This window comes from Pseudomonas sp. FP2335, assembly GCF_030687535.1.
GTDB lineage: Bacteria > Pseudomonadota > Gammaproteobacteria > Pseudomonadales > Pseudomonadaceae > Aquipseudomonas.
On the sequence record NZ_CP117437.1, the window covers coordinates 3,527,898 to 3,545,054 of the forward strand.

The 17,157-nt window shown below is 62.8% G+C and carries 12 protein-coding genes; 10 read left to right on the plus strand and 2 right to left on the minus strand.

Annotated elements, in window-relative coordinates; translation table 11 throughout:
* Nucleotides 1-164 precede the first annotated feature (164 nt).
* The 4 genes from PSH81_RS15720 (at nucleotide 165) to PSH81_RS15735 (ending at nucleotide 4,547) form a co-directional block, all read left to right on the plus strand.
* Nucleotides 165-776 (plus strand): cysteine dioxygenase, encoded by a 612-nt coding sequence (locus tag PSH81_RS15720; RefSeq protein WP_226457493.1) that lies wholly within the window; start codon nucleotides 165-167, stop codon nucleotides 774-776.
* On the plus strand, nucleotides 773-2,356 hold the full coding sequence (locus PSH81_RS15725; protein ID WP_305391029.1) for a rhodanese-related sulfurtransferase: 1,584 nt from the start codon (nucleotides 773-775) through the stop codon (nucleotides 2,354-2,356). The genes PSH81_RS15720 and PSH81_RS15725 overlap by 4 nt, the downstream gene beginning before the upstream one ends.
* A gap of 108 nt (nucleotides 2,357-2,464) precedes the next feature.
* Entirely contained in the window at nucleotides 2,465-4,039 is a 1,575-nt protein-coding gene (locus tag PSH81_RS15730) for an FAD-binding protein (protein ID WP_305391030.1), read from the plus strand.
* Nucleotides 4,040-4,184: 145 nt separating this feature from the next.
* The gene (locus tag PSH81_RS15735; protein WP_226457490.1) at nucleotides 4,185-4,547 is read left to right on the plus strand and encodes a ferredoxin family protein; all 363 of its coding nucleotides are present in this window, start codon (nucleotides 4,185-4,187) and stop codon (nucleotides 4,545-4,547) included.
* Between the two features lie 8 nt (nucleotides 4,548-4,555).
* Here PSH81_RS15735 and PSH81_RS15740 read toward each other — a convergent pair whose 3' ends face one another.
* Both PSH81_RS15740 and PSH81_RS15745 read right to left on the minus strand, forming a co-directional pair.
* Nucleotides 4,556-5,005, minus strand: coding sequence for a hypothetical protein (locus PSH81_RS15740; protein ID WP_305391031.1), 450 nt, complete (start codon nucleotides 5,003-5,005; stop codon nucleotides 4,556-4,558).
* A gap of 4 nt (nucleotides 5,006-5,009) precedes the next feature.
* A complete protein-coding gene (locus tag PSH81_RS15745) occupies nucleotides 5,010-9,170 on the minus strand; it encodes an RHS repeat-associated core domain-containing protein (protein WP_305391032.1) in 4,161 nt (1,386 codons plus the stop codon).
* Nucleotides 9,171-9,455: 285 nt separating this feature from the next.
* Between PSH81_RS15745 and PSH81_RS15750 the strand changes: the two genes are divergently transcribed.
* The 6 genes from PSH81_RS15750 (at nucleotide 9,456) to PSH81_RS15775 (ending at nucleotide 17,154) form a co-directional block, all read left to right on the plus strand.
* Nucleotides 9,456-10,430: an ABC transporter substrate-binding protein gene (locus PSH81_RS15750; protein ID WP_226457489.1), complete on the plus strand. Its 975-nt coding sequence runs from the start codon at nucleotides 9,456-9,458 to the stop codon at nucleotides 10,428-10,430.
* Nucleotides 10,431-10,460: 30 nt separating this feature from the next.
* Nucleotides 10,461-11,807 (plus strand): LLM class flavin-dependent oxidoreductase, encoded by a 1,347-nt coding sequence (locus tag PSH81_RS15755; protein ID WP_305391033.1) that lies wholly within the window; start codon nucleotides 10,461-10,463, stop codon nucleotides 11,805-11,807.
* Nucleotides 11,804-12,487 carry a peroxiredoxin-like family protein gene (locus tag PSH81_RS15760; protein WP_305391034.1) on the plus strand — a complete coding sequence of 228 codons (684 nt, stop codon included), beginning with the start codon at nucleotides 11,804-11,806 and terminating at the stop codon, nucleotides 12,485-12,487. Before PSH81_RS15755 ends, PSH81_RS15760 begins: the two co-directional genes overlap by 4 nt.
* A 124-nt stretch (nucleotides 12,488-12,611) precedes the next feature.
* Entirely contained in the window at nucleotides 12,612-13,781 is a 1,170-nt protein-coding gene (locus tag PSH81_RS15765) for an acyl-CoA dehydrogenase family protein (RefSeq protein WP_305391035.1), read from the plus strand.
* Nucleotides 13,778-14,722, plus strand: coding sequence for a D-isomer specific 2-hydroxyacid dehydrogenase family protein (locus PSH81_RS15770; protein ID WP_305391036.1), 945 nt, complete (start codon nucleotides 13,778-13,780; stop codon nucleotides 14,720-14,722). The genes PSH81_RS15765 and PSH81_RS15770 overlap by 4 nt, the downstream gene beginning before the upstream one ends.
* A gap of 311 nt (nucleotides 14,723-15,033) precedes the next feature.
* Nucleotides 15,034-17,154 (plus strand): TonB-dependent receptor, encoded by a 2,121-nt coding sequence (locus tag PSH81_RS15775; protein ID WP_305391037.1) that lies wholly within the window; start codon nucleotides 15,034-15,036, stop codon nucleotides 17,152-17,154.
* Nucleotides 17,155-17,157: the final 3 nt, after the last annotated feature.

The window sequence follows — 17,157 nt, forward strand, 5'->3', positions numbered from 1 at the left end:
CAGGAACGCTATCTGGATAGTCCACGCTGTGATCGATAACGTCTAAGCCTAGTCAACCCAGTTCTAAATTACCTTCAGCTATAAGCTAATCATTAAAAAATAGCATATTAACTATAAACATTATGCTTAGATAACTTCTATCAACACCGACTGATGGAATTGCCATGACCCAGGCCAAGCACCCCGAAAGACTCAGAGCCTTTATAGGCGCCCTGGCGGAACTGATCGACGGCAATCCACGCGAAGGCGACCTGCTGCACCGTGGCGGCAAGCTACTGGCGCAACTGGTCAGCCATGATGACTGGCTGCCGGATGAATTCGCCCAACCCAACCCCGAGCGCTACCAGCAATTTCTGCTGCACGCCGATTCGCGCCAGCGCTTCAGCATCGTCAGTTTCGTGTGGGGGCCGGGCCAAAGCACGCCGATTCACGACCACCGGGTGTGGGGCCTGATCGGTATGTTGCGCGGCGCGGAGTTTTCCCAAGGCTTCGCACGTGCGCCCGACGGCAGCCTGGTCGCCGAAGGCAAGCCGATTGAATTGGTGCCCGGCCAGGTTGAAGCGGTGTCGCCCAAGGTCGGTGACATCCACCAGGTGAGCAACGCCTACAGCGACCAGGTGTCCATCAGCATCCATGTGTACGGCGCCAATATCGGCGCGGTGCGCCGTGCGGTGTATCAGCCCGACGGCAGCGAGAAACCGTTTATCTCCGGTTATTCCAACGCCTTCCTCCCGAACATCTGGGATTTGTCCAAAGAAAAGAGCCCTGCCCTATGAGCACCGTATCGACCCTGAACTTCGCCCAGATCCGCCAGGCCCTGCTGGACCATCACGAAATCGCCCTGGTCGACGTGCGTGAAGAGGCGCCCTTCGCCGAATCCCACCCGTTGTTTGCCGCGAATATTCCGCTGTCCAAGCTGGAACTGGAGGTGTACTCGCGCATTCCGCGGCGTGACACCCAGGTCACCGTGTACGACAACGGCGAAGGCCTGGCTGCCCGCGCCGCCGAGCGCCTGGTTGCCCTGGGCTACACCCGGGTCAGCCTGCTCGACGGCGGCCTGGACGGTTGGCGCGAGGCCGGCGGCGAGCTGTTCATCGACGTCAACGTGCCAAGCAAGGCCTTTGGCGAACTGGTGGAAAGCCAGCGTCACACGCCGTCCCTGGCCGCCGAAGAAGTGCAGGCGCTGCTCGACAGCAACGCCGACGTGGTAGTGCTCGACGCCCGCCGCTTCGACGAATACCAGACCATGAGTATCCCCACCGGCATCAGCGTGCCCGGTGCCGAACTGGTGTTGCGCGCCCGTGAACTGGCGCCCGACCCGGCCACGCGCATCATCGTCAACTGCGCCGGACGCACTCGCAGCATCATCGGCACGCAGTCACTGATCAACGCCGGCGTGGCCAACCCGGTGTCGGCGCTGCGCAACGGCACCATCGGCTGGACCCTGGCCGGGCAGAAACTCGCCCACGGCCAATCGCGCCGCTTCGCGCCAACGTCGGAAGAACATCGCCAAGTGGCCGCGGCCGATGCGCGCCGCGTCGCCGACAGGGCGCGGGTCGGCCGCGCCACGCTGGCTGACCTGCACAGTTGGCAGCAACAGGCGCACCGCACCACCTACCTGTTCGATGTGCGCACCCCGGAAGAATTCGAAGCCGGTCACCTGCCAGGCGCACGCTCCACGCCGGGCGGCCAGTTGGTGCAGGAAACCGACCACGTCGCCAGCGTGCGCGGGGCGCGGATCGTGCTGGCGGATGACGACGGTGTGCGCGCCAACATGTCCGCCTCCTGGCTCGCGCAACTGGGCTGGGACGTGCATGTGCTGGACGACCTGCAAGCAGCGCACTTCAGCGAGCAAGGGCCGTGGGTCGCACCGGTCCCGGCGCCGCCGCAAGCCGAGTTGATCAGCCCGCACACCCTTGCCGAATGGCAGGCACATGGCGACACCGTGGTGCTGGATTTCACCGCCAGCGCCAATTACGTCAAACGCCACATCCCCGGCGCCTGGTGGGTCCTGCGCGCGCAACTGCCCGCTGCCCTGGCAGAGGCGCCCGTGGCCGAGCGTTACGTGCTGACCTGCGGCAGCAGCCAGTTGGCGCGCCTGGCGGTGGCAGAAGTCGAAGCCATCACCGGCAAGCAAGTGTTCCTGCTCGAAGGCGGCACCGCTGCCTGGATCAATGCGCAACTGCCGCTGGAAGAAGGTGAAAGCCACCTCGCCTCGCCGCGCATCGACCGCTATCGCCGCCCGTACGAAGGCACCGACAACCCCAAGGAAGCCATGCAGGCCTACCTGGATTGGGAATTCGGCCTGGTGGCCCAACTGGCCCGCGACGGCACCCATGGTTTTTTCGTCATCTGATCAACCCCACCTGCACCCACACCGGGTGCCGGCCCCACATCCGCCCCTTCTCCAGGCGCAAGCTGAGCCCAATCGGCCCGTTCGCGCCGTTCGGCTGTGGCGGTGCGTATGACTACACGCGCCTGGCGTGCAACTTCCGAGGCCGCTGAGATGACTGAGTTGAGCTGCGATGTAGTGATCGTCGGAGGCGGTTTGGCGGGCACCTGGGCCGCCATCGCTGCGGCCCGCGAAGGGGTCAAGGTCATCCTGGTGGACAAGGGCTACTGCGGCACCAGCGGCGTCACCGCCACGGCCGGTCCCGGCCATTGGTGGGTGCCACCGGGCGCGCGGGAAGCCGCCATCGACAAACGCCTGGCCACCGCCTACGGCCTGGCCGATGCACGCTGGATGGCCCGCGCCATCGACACCACCTGGACCAGCCTGCCGGGCCTGCGCGACTACTACGCCTTCGCGCAAAACGACCAGGGCGAAACCCAATACCGTGGCCTGCGCGGCCCGGAGTACCTGCGCGGCCTGCGTCGCCGGGTACTCGACAGCGGCGTGACGATCCTCGACCACCACCCGGCCCTGGAACTGCTGCGCGACGACAACGGCCGCGTGGTCGGTGCCCGTGGCTGGCGGCGCCAGGCCGGTGGCGACTGGTTGATCCGCGCTGGCGCGGTGGTACTGGCCACCGGCGGCTGCGCGTTCCTCTCGCGTCTGCTGGGCAACCACACCAACACCGGCGACGGCTACCTGATGGCCGCCGAAGCCGGTGCCGAACTGTCGGGCATGGAGTTTTCCAACTACTACTGCATCGCGGCGGCGGGCAGCAGCATGACCCGTTCGATGGTGTACAGCTTCGGCGACTACTTCGACGCAGCGGATCGGCCCTTGGCAATCAGCGGCGGCCCCGGCTTTACCGAGGATTTGGCCCGGGCGCTGCTCAACGGCCCGGTGTATTGCCGCTTGAATCGGGTGCCTGCGGATATTCGTGCACAACTGCCGAGTATCCAGCCCAACCTGATGCTGCCGTTTGATCGGCACGGGGTTGATCCGTATCGACAGCGGTTTGCCGTGACCTTGCACCCCGAGGGCACCATCCGTGGGGTGGGCGGTTTGCGTTTGCTGAATGACGACTGCCAGACCAGCGTGCCCGGCGTATTCGCCGCCGGCGACGCGGCCAGCCGTGAACCGATTGCCGGTGCGACGTCCGGGGGCGGTGCGCAGAACTCGGCGTGGGCGTTGTCCACGGGGCAGTGGGCTGGGCGGGGAGCGGCGCGGCTGGCCAGGCAGCGCGCGGCTTATCACGGTGCAGTGCGCGGCTTTGATGGCGTTGCCGGCGGCAGCGCGCAGTTGATTCAACGCATCCAGGCCGAGGTTCACCCGCTGGACAAAAACCTCTTCCGCAGCGGCGCGCAACTCGACCGTTCACTGCGCGAACTCGACAACATCTGGGATCAGGTGCGCGCCACCGCCCCCTCAACCAACCCCCTGCGTGACCGCGAAACCGCCGCCATGGCCGCCACGGCGCGCTGGTGCTACACCGCAGCGGCGCAGCGCAAGGAAAGCCGTGGCATGCACCAGCGTAGCGACACACCGCAGCAAAGCGCCCTATACGACGCGCACTTACGCATATCCGGCGTCGATCAGGTGCACACACGTTTCGACCCCATCCCCCCTACCCCCACACAACCCATGTAGTGAGCGGGCTTGCCCGCGCTGGGTGGCGAAGCCGCCCCAAACCCAGGCACCTCGGCCTTGCTGATACACCGCGGCGTCTGGATTCGGGGCGGCTTCGCCACCCAGCGCGGGCAAGCCCGCTCACTACAGAATGAGGTAATTATTGGTGATTGAACTGATCTACTCCGACCTCTGCAACGGCTGCGGCCAATGCGTCACCGTGTGCCCCACCAACGTGCTGGCGCTGAGCCCCCAGGGCAAACCCCGGATCGCCGACCAACAGGCGTGCCAGACCTGCTTCATGTGCGAGCTGTATTGCCGCAGCGACGCACTCTACGTCGACCCGGACGCCGAACAACTGCGTCACCCCGATGCGCAGGCAGTGCGCGCGGCGGGGTTGTTGGGCCAATATCGGCGGGATTCGGGGTGGGATGAGTGGGCGCAGGACCCGGCTCATCGCAATGAGCATTGGCGGATGGATGGGATATTTGCGTTGGCGCGGGAGGTTGGTAGTGGTTTGAAGCAATAACGCTGATTTCAAACCTGCTGATCGATATAAGGCGATTGAAAAACCTCAAAATTCAATTTGCTTTTTTCATGTGGGAAGCAAGAGGCTGCATCAACTTCAGAGACCAGGTACATGTAATAGTCATAGCCAAAATGAAATTCACATATTGACGACTTCAGCTTGCACCAAATTCTTTCTCTCAAAACAGCTTCAACAACAGATGCCAGCCCATCCACTTCAATTTCTTGCCCTTCAGTGTAGGGCTCACAATCCGAATTCAATTCAAGACCACTCACTGTCAGCGAGGAAACGCGCAAGCAGCGAGAGATGGCAATTATCGTTTGTACATAGTCGGTTTCGACAGCCAGATACTCCTCCTCCGAGACGGTTTTTCCAATGTCATAAAAGCTGGTCCACTCATCATCTGGGCGCTCGCTGCCCAGGTGACCATACTTTGTTATCCGATAAGAATATTTCATGCCTCTAGTCGCCTATTCGATTCAGGTTTTCGTCAAACGTACCGGACCTGGTTCTCTTGGAGCCCAGGTTTCTAACGCTGTCAGCTGCTTTCCAGTACCCTCCATTATGTTTATCTACATCTGGCGTTATGTACTTAAGCTTGATCGGTGCCCTATTGTTCAAAAACACGGGTTGACCGTGTGACCGCTCGTTGATTTTTTTATATTTTAAGCGCCTCGCAGAATCAGCATGGACGCAGCTCCAGCCTTTTGGATCCACCCATCCGAACGGGTTAGGAGCATACACATAAAGATTTATCCCCCCCACCAACCCAACCGGATCCGGCGTCGTGAACCGCCCCACATCCGGATCATAAAACCGAAACGTGTTGTAGTGCAGCCCGATCTCCCGGTCCAGGTATTGCCCCTGGAACCGCAGGTTCTGCTCTTCAAGAAAGTGCGCCTCACGCACCTCTTCAAGCGTGTTCCCCCACACCCGATACTGCGCCTTCCACACGGTTCCCCCGTCGGTTTCGGTCAGCTCTTCAGGTAGCCCATTCAGGTCGTTGTGGTAGTAACGCACCCGCTGCTGCTCGCCCGTACCGTCCACCCGGGCCAGCGGTGCGTGGCTGTGTTCTTCGTAAAGATAGAGGCTGGTCTGGCCATGCCGATGCTCTTGGAGCAGGCGCAAGCCGTTCCACTCAAAGCGGGTTTCGCCGAGTAGATAACCGCGGCTGTCGTGTTCGGTTTTGGCTACGCGCCGGCCCAGTGGGTCGTAGGTCATGCGCACCACGTTGCCGTTGTCGTTGTGCACTTCGATCAGGCGGTGTTCGGCATCGTAGGCAAAGCGTTGCACGCCCCGCGCCCGGCTGCGTTTTTCGAGCAGCCGGCCGAAGCCGTCGTATCGGTAGTGCTTGTCCTGGTAGGTTAGCAGTCGGTTATCCCGCACAAGTCCGGTGCCGTCGAGCAGGTTGGCGGCGGCGTCGTAGGCGAAGGTTTCGTGTTGGCCTCTCACGCTGCCCTGACTGGCGAGGATGCGGCCGGTGGCGTCGTAGTGCAGCAGTTGGCGATGGTTGCGATGGGGTTCGACGCGACCGATCAGGTTGTCGGCTGGGTCGTATTCGTAGTGCGTTTGTACAGTGGCCGACAGTTGAGACTGACGCGTGCGCGTTCGCAGGCGACCGCTGCGGTCGTAGGCGTGGCGAGTACTGAGCCGGCCTTGGGTACGCAGGACTTCGCGATGCAGGCGGTCGCGTTCGAAGTCGCTGATGACTTGGCCGTCCAGGTTGATCTGGTGCAGGTGGCCGCTGCCGTAGTAAAGGCGGTTGAGCCAGCGGCCATCGGGCAGTTGCGTCTGGCTCAAGTTGCCGAGTTCATCATAGTGGTGTTGCAGCTTGCCGGTAGCACTCTGCTCGCACGTCAGTTGGCCTAGCGCGTCATAGGCAAAACCCAGTGCTTGAGCATTGCCTTGCCGGTCGGTGGTGGTGACGTCGGTGAGTTGGTCCAACGCGTCGTAGGTGTATTCGGTTCGGCCCTCGTCAGTCTCCTTGATCCGCATACGCCCAACAGCGTCGCGTTGCAGGCGATGCACGGTAGGAGATGCGTCATCCCGCGGGACGTATTCGACGGAGACCACGTTATCCAGCGCGTCATAGGCATAACGCCGTGCACTGCCATCGAGGTCTTGCTGTTGCGTGAGTCGATCGCCCTGGTCCCAGGCGAAGCGATAGTGCTCGCCGTTTTCGTTGGTCAGGGTTTGCAATCGACCGTAGGCATCGTGCCGATATTCGATCTGGCGGCCATGGGCATCAATGCGCCGCACCAGCTGCCCGCGCCGATCATATTGGTAGCGGGTAGTGTGGCCCGCCGCATCGGTGTAGGCGCTCAACTGACCACTGGTGTTGCGCAGGTAATGTTCAATGTAACCGTAGGGCCGTTCGATTTGCAGCAATCGGCCGTGGCTGTCGTGTTGATAACGCTGGCGTTCACCGACTGCATCGATAAGGGTTTGTAAATGACCTCGACGGTCGTACTCGAACCTTGTGGCATAGCCCGAACAATCGACCTGCTCGATCAACTGCCCGGTTTCATTCCAGCGCTGGATTTTGCGCTTGCCCGTGGCGTCGATGATTTCGATGACCTGCCCAACTCCATCATGGCGATAGCGCACAACGTGCCCCAGCGGGTCGGTTTCACTGACGCAATTGCCGCGTTGATCGTATCGATACCGCCAGCTGTGGCCGGCTGCATCGGTTTCAACCAATGGCAGCGACCAGTGTTCCAGCCACACCGTCGATTCAATACGGCCCAGCGGATCTTGTGTGTTGCACAGGTTGCCGGATTCGTCGTAGCCGAATCGCCACTGGCCACCCAGAGGATCGGTAGCCCCCAACAACTGGCGCTCGTCATTCCAATCGAACTGCCAGGTGTGCCCCAGGTTGTCGGTGTATTCGGTGATCTGGTACTGCGGGTTCCACTTGCGGGTGCTGACCCGTTGCAAGCCATCGGTAATCCGCGTAAGCCCGACTAGCAGGTCGTAGTCAAACTGATAATCGTCGCCCTCATCGGTCCAGTGCCGTACCACTCGCCATTCACGGTCGTCCACGCAGGCCCATTGGTAAAAGCAGCGCAGGCCGGTGGGCAGTTGGTGTTCGACCATGCGCTGGCCGCTGTCATAGGCGAAGCGGCGCTGAACATGCCCATCGGCATCGCGCACGGCTGCAAGATCGCCGTGCGTATCGTAGGTATAGCTGGAGAGCGTTTCACGACGGTGATCGGGGTACAGGCGCTCGATCTGTTCGACACGGCGGGGCCATTGCTGGCTGTAGCTCAGCTCGATTCGCACAACGCCAAAGGTATCGCGCAACTGGCTCAGGCGGCCCTGATCGTCATAGTCGAGGAAAACGCGGTTGTCATTGCGATCTCCCCACTGGCCCAAGCGCAAATGCGCAGGGTTGTCCGGTGTGGGTTCGAACAGCCGATACAGCCCGTCGACACGCTCAATCAGCAGGTGGCCGCTGGCATGGCGGCGTACGCTCAAGCCTTCGCCGGCGCTGAACACCGCAGCACCTAGCGGGATCACGCCCATGTCGATCTGCCGAGCCTGCTCGTCGGTGTAGATCAGCCGTTCGCCCCCCTCGGGATGTAGGCCTATCTCGACGAACACCTCATAGGCCACACTCCAACCGGCGCCGAATATCCCGTTACGGCGTTCATCCCGGCTGCTGTAGTACCGCTGCCACACGATCGGCAACAGGCCAGGCAATGCAAAATCCAGGTCGTCGTCACCGTCGAGAATCTTCGCCCCCGTGGCGCAGTGCACCGGGTTGGGCGAGCCGCGCACTGCTGACGCAAGCGCGTTGCTCACCTGCCCTGTGCCCCACGACACCAACCCACCCACCGTCATACAGGGCAATGTGCTGAAGAACTTCGCCCCACCACCGCGCGATGCCAACAACGCCGTTACCGCCAGCCCTACACCCGGCGCCTTGCCGCTGCGAATCTCACGCACCACCACCGGCGCGCCGCCGATGACCACGTTGGACGAAATCTGCACCTTGCCCACCGTGGCTTCGCAGGTGCTTCTGTCCCCACTGCGCACGGCGGGCTGGCCGTTGATGAATACCTTGCTGGAACCTTCGGCGAGGTACTGCTCCGGCATGGGCGGGTGTTTAGTGCAGTCGACGGTATCGGCAGGACAAGGCACAGCGCCCGCCACCGGCGCAGCGACCGTAGGACGCCAGAGCTGAGAGAGAAAACCTTCGGCGATATCCAGATAAGTCGGTTCACTGCCCGCTTCTGCCACGGCGGCGGCGACTTTCCCGGCCGCCCGCGCTGCCGGTTTGCCGTTGATAAACACATCCGGCGAACCGCTGCTGATGAATGCATCGATGACGGGTGGGAAGAGTGCGCTGGCGAAAGACTCACATATTCGCGAAAGGCCACGGCCTGCACCGGTCGCCCCCATGCCCAACCCGACCACCACACCAACCACGGCCCCCAGCACCACACAGCCCAAGCCGCCGGTGGCCACGGCAATCCCCGTCGCGGCCACCACCGCCGCCGTGGCCAGCGCGGTCACCGCTATGTTCGCCGCGATCTCCAGCACGCCACCGAACACGTCCGCCAGCAGGGGGCTGTGTAACAGCTCATCGCCCTCGCGGGCGGCCCACAGCGTATCCGTCATGCGTAACGATCCTTGTCAGAAAAGCCCCGGATCAAATCACGCAGTTTGCCCCTTGCTCAGGTGAGACTTTCCGAGTCGCTCGTAGGAAAGCTCTGGAAAACCACACCACCAAATGCAATAAGAGAATAATCAAACTATTAATAATGAATTATTTTGATAATTAACATATAACCAAAAAGAACTTCACAGCAGGTTTTTATGGGCATAACGTTAAACCACTCACCGACCCCTTCTCCAGGCGGAGGTAGCCGAACCCTTTCTTGATCTGCCTGGAGCCTGCATCCCATGGTCTTTACCACCCCTTTCAAACGCCTGCTCCTGGGCACCGCCCTCGCCCTTGGACTGCTCGGCACTGCCGGCGCCGCCGACCTGCAACCGCTGCGGGTGGCCAATCAGAAATCGACGATCAAGGCGCTGCTGGAAGCCAGCGGCGAAACCAGGAATGTGCCTTACGAAATCCAGTGGTCGGAGTTCCCGTCCGCCTCGCCCCTGGGCGAAGCCTTGAACGCGGGGGCCGTGGATATTGGTGCCCTTGGTGACGCGCCCTACGTGTTTGCCCTCGGTGCCGGTGCCTCGCTCAAGGTGGTCAGCATCATCCACGCCGAAGGGCGCAACACCACCGCGCTGCTGGTGCCCAAGGACTCGCCGATCAAGACCGTCGCCGACCTCAAGGGCAAGAAGATCGTCACCGGGCGCGGCTCCATCGGCCACTACCTGGCGATCAAGGCCCTGGCCGAGGCCGGCCTGACCACCAAGGACGTGCAGTTCATTTTCCTGCTGCCCAGCGAATCACGCCTGGTACTGGACAACGGCACGGCTGATGCCTGGTCGACCTGGGACCCCTACACCACCGTGGTCACCTCGCAAAGCCAGGCCCGTGTGCTGGTCAGCGGCAACCAGCTGCTGAGCAACCACCTGTACCTGGCAGCCACCAGCCAGGCCATCGCCGACAAGCGTGTGCAGTTGGACGACTTTGTCGCCCGCCTCGACCGTGCCTACGCCTGGGCCAACACCCACCCCAATGAATACGCCGCCGCCCAAGCCAAGATCACCGGCCTGCCGCTGCAAGTGCATGTGGAAGTGGCCAAGGACACCCGCCTGACCCCAGTGGCGATTGACGACAGCGTTATCAGCGGCCTGCAAGCGACCGCCGACACCTATCAAAAAGAAGGCCTGCTGACCAAACACATCGACGTGTCGCAGGGTTTCGACAAGAGCTTTAACGCCAAGCGTGCCCCCAATTCCCAAGCATCGCGCTGATAAAAAGCATCGCGCCAACAGGAGCAGAACATGAGCAAGCCACGTCAACTCAAACTCGGAGCCATGGTCCACGGCGTCGGTCACGGCTGGGGCGAATGGCGCCATCCGCAGGCCCAACCGGACGCCAGCACCAACTTCGGCTTCTACAAGCAGCAGACTGAACTGGCCGAAGCCGCGAAGTTCGACTTCGTGTTCATCGCCGACAGCCTGCACATCCACGCCAAGTCCAGCCCGCACTACCTCAACCGCTTCGAGCCGCTGACCATCCTCTCGGCACTCGCGGCGATCACCACCCACATCGGCCTGGTCGCCACTGTGACCGTCAGCTACACCGAGCCCTACCAGGTAGCGCGCCAGTTCGCGTCCCTGGACCATATCAGCGGCGGCCGTGCCGGCTGGAACGTAGTGACCTCGTGGCTGAGCGGCACCGCCGACAACTTCGGCAAGGCCGAGCATCCGCCCCACGCCGTGCGCTACCGCATCGCCAAGGAACACGTGAACGCGGTCAAGGGCCTGTGGGACTCGTGGGAAGACGACGCCTTCGCCTACAACAAGCACAGCGGCGAATTTTTCACCCCGGGCAAGCTGCACGCGCTGAACCACAAGGGCGAGTTCTTCTCGGTCAAGGGCCCGCTGAACATTGCGCGTTCGCGCCAGGGCCAGCCGGTGATTTTCCAGGCAGGCACGTCTGAAGACGGGCGCAACTTTGCCGCTGAAAATGCCGATGCGATCTTTGTCCACGTAGAGAGCATCGAGGAAGGCCTGGCGTATTCCCAGGACCTCAAGCGCCGCGCCAAGGGTTTTGGTCGCGACCCCGACAGCCTGTCGATCCTGCCCGGCATCCGCCCGATTGTCGGCCGCGATGCCGCCGAAGTGGAAAGCCGCTACCAGCAAGCCGTGGACCTGGTCACCGTCGAGGACGCCATCGTCGCCCTCGGCCGCCCGTTCAACGACCACGACTTCAGCAAATATCCACTGGACGAACCCTTCCCGGAACTGGGCGACCTCGGCTCCAACAGCCAAAAAGGCGGTTCCGACCGGATCAAGCAGTTAGCCAGGGATGAAGGCCTGAGCCTGCGCGAAGTGGCCCTGCGTTTCTCGCGGCCCAAGCGTGATTTTGTCGGCACCCCGGAGCAAGTCGCCGATGCGATCCAGACCTGGTTCGAGCGCGGCGCCAGCGATGGCTTCATCGTCAACTCGGTGCTGCCGGACGGCCTGCAATACTTCACCGAACTGGTGGTGCCGGTACTGCAGCAACGCGGCCTGTTCCGTAGCGAATACAGCGGCCAGACCCTGCGCGACAACCTCGGCCTGGACGTACCGGCCAACCGTTACAGCGTCGCCAACGAGAAAGAAAAACAGGAGGCGCTGGCATGAGCGAATCCCTCAACCGTCAGCTGGCGGACCTGCACGCCGAACGGGTCGCGACCTGGGCGCCGCAAGCGCTGCAGATCAATATCGACCAGCGCCAACGCCTGGTGGCTGAAGCACGCCCCGACGACTACGTGCAGGTCGGCGATGAGCTGGACCCGTTCACCCTGCTCAATGTCGAAGGCGGCGAACTCAACCGCGAGTCGCTGCTGGCCGACGGCCCCGCGGTGCTGATCTTCTTCCGCTTTGCCGGCTGCCCGGCGTGCAACATCGCCCTGCCCTATTACGAGCGCCAGCTCTACCCACGCCTGCGCGAGCTCGGCGTGCCGCTGGTGGCAGTCAGCCCGCAAGTGCCCGAGCGCCTGGTGGAGATCAAGACCCGCCACGCCCTGCAATTGCTGGTGGCCAGTGACCGAGACAACAACCTCGCGCGGCGCCTGGGGATTCTCTACAGCTTTGACGAGGCCTCGCGTAACGCGGCGCTGGCCAAGGGCAACAGCATCGGCGAAACCACTGGCACCGGCACCTGGGAATTGCCGCAGCCGACGGTCGTAGTGATTGCCAGGGATGGCACGGTGGCGTTTGTGCAGGTGAGTCCGGATTGGTTGGTACGCACGCAAGCCGAGCCGGTGTTGCAGGTGGTGGAGCGTTTACTGGGCCATCAAGCCGTACGACTGGCCATCTGAGCCCACACTCTCCTGTGGGAGCGGGCTTGCTCGCGAAAGCGGTACATCAGTCACGCATGTGTTAACTGACCCACCGCTTTCGCGAGCAAGCCCGCTCCCACATTTTCTGACCGAGTACATTCCTATGACCCAACCGTCACTACGCTCCGTGGAAGTCGCCAATTTCGAAGCCCTGCTCGAACGCCTCAGCGCCGAACTGGCCAGCACCGCGCAGCTCTACGACGAAAGCGGCGCCTTCCCCCATGCCAATTTCAAACGCCTGCACGAACACGGCCTGGTCGCCCTCACCGTGCCCAAATCCCTCGGTGGCGGCGGGGCCAGCCTGCCCCAGGCACGCAAGGCGATCAGTGCGATCGCCAAGGGCGAACCCTCCACCGCACTGATCCTGATGATGCAATACCTGCAACACACGCGCCTGCAAGACAGCAAGACCTGGCCCGCGCACCTGCGCACCCAAGTCGCCGAAGACGCCGTGCGCAACGGCGGGTTGATCAATGCCCTGCGCGTCGAACCCGACCTCGGCACCCCGGCCCGTGGCGGCTTGCCGGCGACCACCGCCGTACGCACCGCCGAGGGCTGGCGCATCAGCGGGCGCAAGATCTACTCCACCGGCAGCCACGGCCTGAGCTGGTTCGGCGTGTGGGGCCGCAGCAATGACGCCGACCCGCTGGTGGGTACCTGGTTGGTGCCCAAGGACAGCCCCGGCGTGACCATCATCGACACCTGGGACCACCTCGGCATGCGCGCCACGTGCAGCCACGAAGTGGTGCTCGACAACGTGCTGGTGCCGCTGGACCACGCCGTCAGTGTCAGCCCGTGGAGCGCGCCGTCGCCGGAACTGGACGCCGAAGGGTTCCTGTGGATGTCGGTGTTGCTGTCCTCGGTCTATGACGCCGTGGCCCAGGCGGCGCGTGACTGGCTGGTGAACTGGCTGGAAGAACGCCAACCGTCCAACCTCGGCGCGGCGCTGTCGACCCTGCCGCGCTTCCAGGAAACCGTCGGCCATATCGACACCCTGCTGTTCGCCAACCGTAGCCTGCTCGACGCCGCGGCCGAAGGCCACACCCCGGCCGCGAATGCCGCGCAGTTGAAGTACCTGGTGACCAACAACGCGATTCGCGCCGTCGAGTTGGCCATCGAGGCCTCCGGCAACCCAGGCCTGTCGCGTCACAACCCGCTGCAACGCCACTACCGCGATGTGCTCTGCAGCCGCGTGCACACACCGCAGGACGACGCCGTATTGCAAGGCGCCGGCAAGGCCGCTTTCGCCCAACGCCAAAAGGAGCGCACATGACTCAGGTGATTATCGCCAGCCAGCTGGATGAAGATTTCAACCAGGTGATCCGCGAGCGCCTCGCTGCGATCCACCCCGAGGCCAAAGTCATCGGTGTGCCCGTGGGCGTCCCCAGTGACCTGCCATCCCAGGCGAATATCCTGCTGGCGCGGCCGATCAACGTACGCGGCTACACCGCCCCGGACACCCCGCCACCGGGCTGGCCCTACGGCACGCAGTGGGTGCACCTGGTGTCGTCGGGCATCGATTTCTACCCGCACTGGCTGTTCAACGGCCCGCCGGTGACCACCTCGCGCGGCAGTGCCGCCGACAACCTGGCCGAGTTCGCCCTGGCCGCGATCTTTGCCGCGTCCAAGCACCTGCCGGACATCTGGGTGAAGGACTCACACTGGAACTTCACCCCGCTGCGCCCGCTCAAGGGCACCACCCTGGGCATTCTCGGCTTTGGCGCGATTGGCGAGCGCCTGGCGCAGAAAGCCCAGGCCCTGGGGATCAACGTTGTGGCGTTGCGCCAGAGCCAGGCGCCCTTCAGCGCAGGCGTGGACGCCGCCAAGGACATCCACGACCTGTTCGCCCGTGCCGACCACCTGGTGGTGGCCGCACCATTGACCGAGGCCACGCGCAACCTCATCAACCGCGATGTGCTCGCCAGCGCCAAGCCGGGGCTGCATCTGATCAACATTGCGCGGGGTGGCTTGCTGGATCAGGAGGCGTTGCTGCAGGCGCTGGATAATGGCCAGGTTGGCTTGGCCTCGCTGGACGTGACCGAGCCCGAGCCGTTGCCAGATGGGCACCCGCTGTACACGCACCCGCGGGTGAGGTTGTCGCCGCATACCTCGGCGATTTCCACCAACAGTCGCCATGAGATTGCGGAGACGTTCTTGGCGAATCTGGAGCGCTATGTCGCCGGTTCTGAGCTGGCCAACCTCGCCAAACCCTGACACCACCCAATAAATGGGGGAGCGGGATTGTGTGGGAGCGGGCTTGCTCGCGAATGCAGTGTGTCAGTCAATGAATAGGTTGACTGATTCACCGCATTCGCGAGCAAGCCCGCTCCCACATTGGGTATTGGGCGAGCCGGAAATATAATCAGAAAATAGCATCTAACTAACAAATACCATGCATATTATTAATAATTAACATATAACAAAACGGACTTTTACGAACGCCTTTCATATCCATATTGTTACAGCCAGCACCGACCCCTGACCAGGTGGAGGCCTTGCCAACCCCACTTTCTCAGGACATCACCATGAGCCATGCCCGTGTGCCCAGCCGCCTCACCCTCGCCGCTTCCCTCGCCTTGCTCGGCGTCTACGCCCACGCCGATGACACCGCCCTGCCGGTGGTGAATGTCACCGCCGAACACCGCAGCGAAGACCTGCAGAAAACCCCGCTGGCGATTTCCGCATTCGACGAGCAGACCCTGGACGACAAACAGATCCGCAGCGTGCGCGACCTCTCCGGCCAGGTGCCGAACCTGACCCTCAGTCGCCAGTCGATCTCCTACAGCGCGCAGACCTATGGCATCCGTGGCATCGGCGAAACCGACCCGATCCAGGAAGCCGCCGTGGCGGTGTATGCCGACGACCTGTACATCCCCCGCGCCATTTCCTCGATGCTCGACTTCAACGATGTCGAGCGCGTCGAAGTGCTGCGCGGCCCCCAGGGCACACTGTACGGACGCAACAGCAGCGCCGGGGCGATCCGCGTGATCACCCGCGACCCGAACCAGCAGACCCGTGGTTTCGTCGAACTTGGCGCCGGTAACTACAACGCGCAGAACGGCCGCGTCCTGATCAGCGGCCCGCTGGTGGACAACGCGCTGTTCGCCAGCTTCTCGGCGATCCGCCTGAGCCGCGACGGCACCGTGTCAAACCCGACGCGGGGCAAGGACGTGAACAACGTCGACATCCAGTCCTATCGCGGCAAGCTGCGCTACAAGCCCGAGGATTCACCGTGGGATGTGCAACTGACGCTGGCCGGCACCTTTGATCGCGGTGACACCACCAGCTATTCGCCCTTCGATGCCAGCGGGCATTTCGACAAGTTCAAGAGCTACAGCAGCCTCGACCCGAAAAACCGCCTCGACCAGGGCAGTTCGGTGTTACGCGCCCTCTATGCGATCGACGATCACCTGAACGTCAAGTCGGTCACCGCCTGGTCCTCGTTCAACCAGCCGGTGGACTACGACAACTCCGGCCAGGCCGCGCTGATCCAGAACAACCTGATCCTCTACAAGCAGAACTACGCGACCCAGGAGTTCCAACTCAACGGCGACTACGACGCCTTCAGCTTCAGCACCGGCCTGTACCTGTACCGCGAGCGCTTCGACGCCGACCGCGACAACCTCACCTATTCCATCCCACGCAACCGCGTGATCGGACAGGGCCAGTACAGCACCACCAACACTGAAAGCTATGCGCTCTACGGCCAGGGCACCTACAAGATCACCCCGCAACTGTCGCTGATCGCCGGCCTGCGCTTTACTCGCGAGCACAAGAACTTCGAGTTCACCAACTACGCGATCAACACCGACCGGCAGATCACCGGCACTAACTTTGCCGCCGAGTCGAGCAAGTCCTGGCAGTCCACCAGCCCGAAACTCGGCTTCGAATACGCCTGGACCCCGCACCTGAACCAGTACGCCTACGTCGCCAAGGGCTTCAAGGCCGGCGGCTACGACAACCGTGCACCGACCCGCGCCGCCGCCGAGCAGGCGTTCTCGCCGGAAGACGTGACCACCTGGGAAACCGGCTTGAAGGGTGACTTCTTCGACCAGCGCCTGCGCGCCAACGTTGCGTTGTTCTACAACGACTACAAGGACCTGCAGACCAACGCCTACGACCCGGCGCTGGGCGTGAGCCTGCGCACCAACGTCGGCCAGGCCCACACCTACGGCGTCGAGCTGGAGACCCTCACCGCCCTGAGCCGCGACTTGCAACTGACCGCCAACCTCGGCTACCTGGAAAGCCAGTACGACGACTTCCAGAACGCCAGCGGCGCAGGCGTGGATGCCAACGGCAAGCACCTGGTGTTCTCGCCGCGCTGGAACGCCAGCGTCGGTCTCAACTACACAATCCCGGCCGGATTGCCGGGCACGTGGCTGGCGGGCACGGATGCGCAGTTCCAGACCAAGTCCTGGGCCAACGCACTGAACGACGACATCCAGGAAGTGCCGCAGCAAACCTTCTGGAACGCCAACACCCGCTACATCAGCGGCGACGGCCACTGGACCACCACCCTCGCGGTGAAAAACCTGCTGGACCGCGCCTATCCGCAATCGGTGGGCTACGTGCCGTCCAGCGGTGCGCGCTACTACTCGGTCAACGACCCGCGCACCGTGTTGCTGTCAGTGCGCTACGACCTCTGAGGC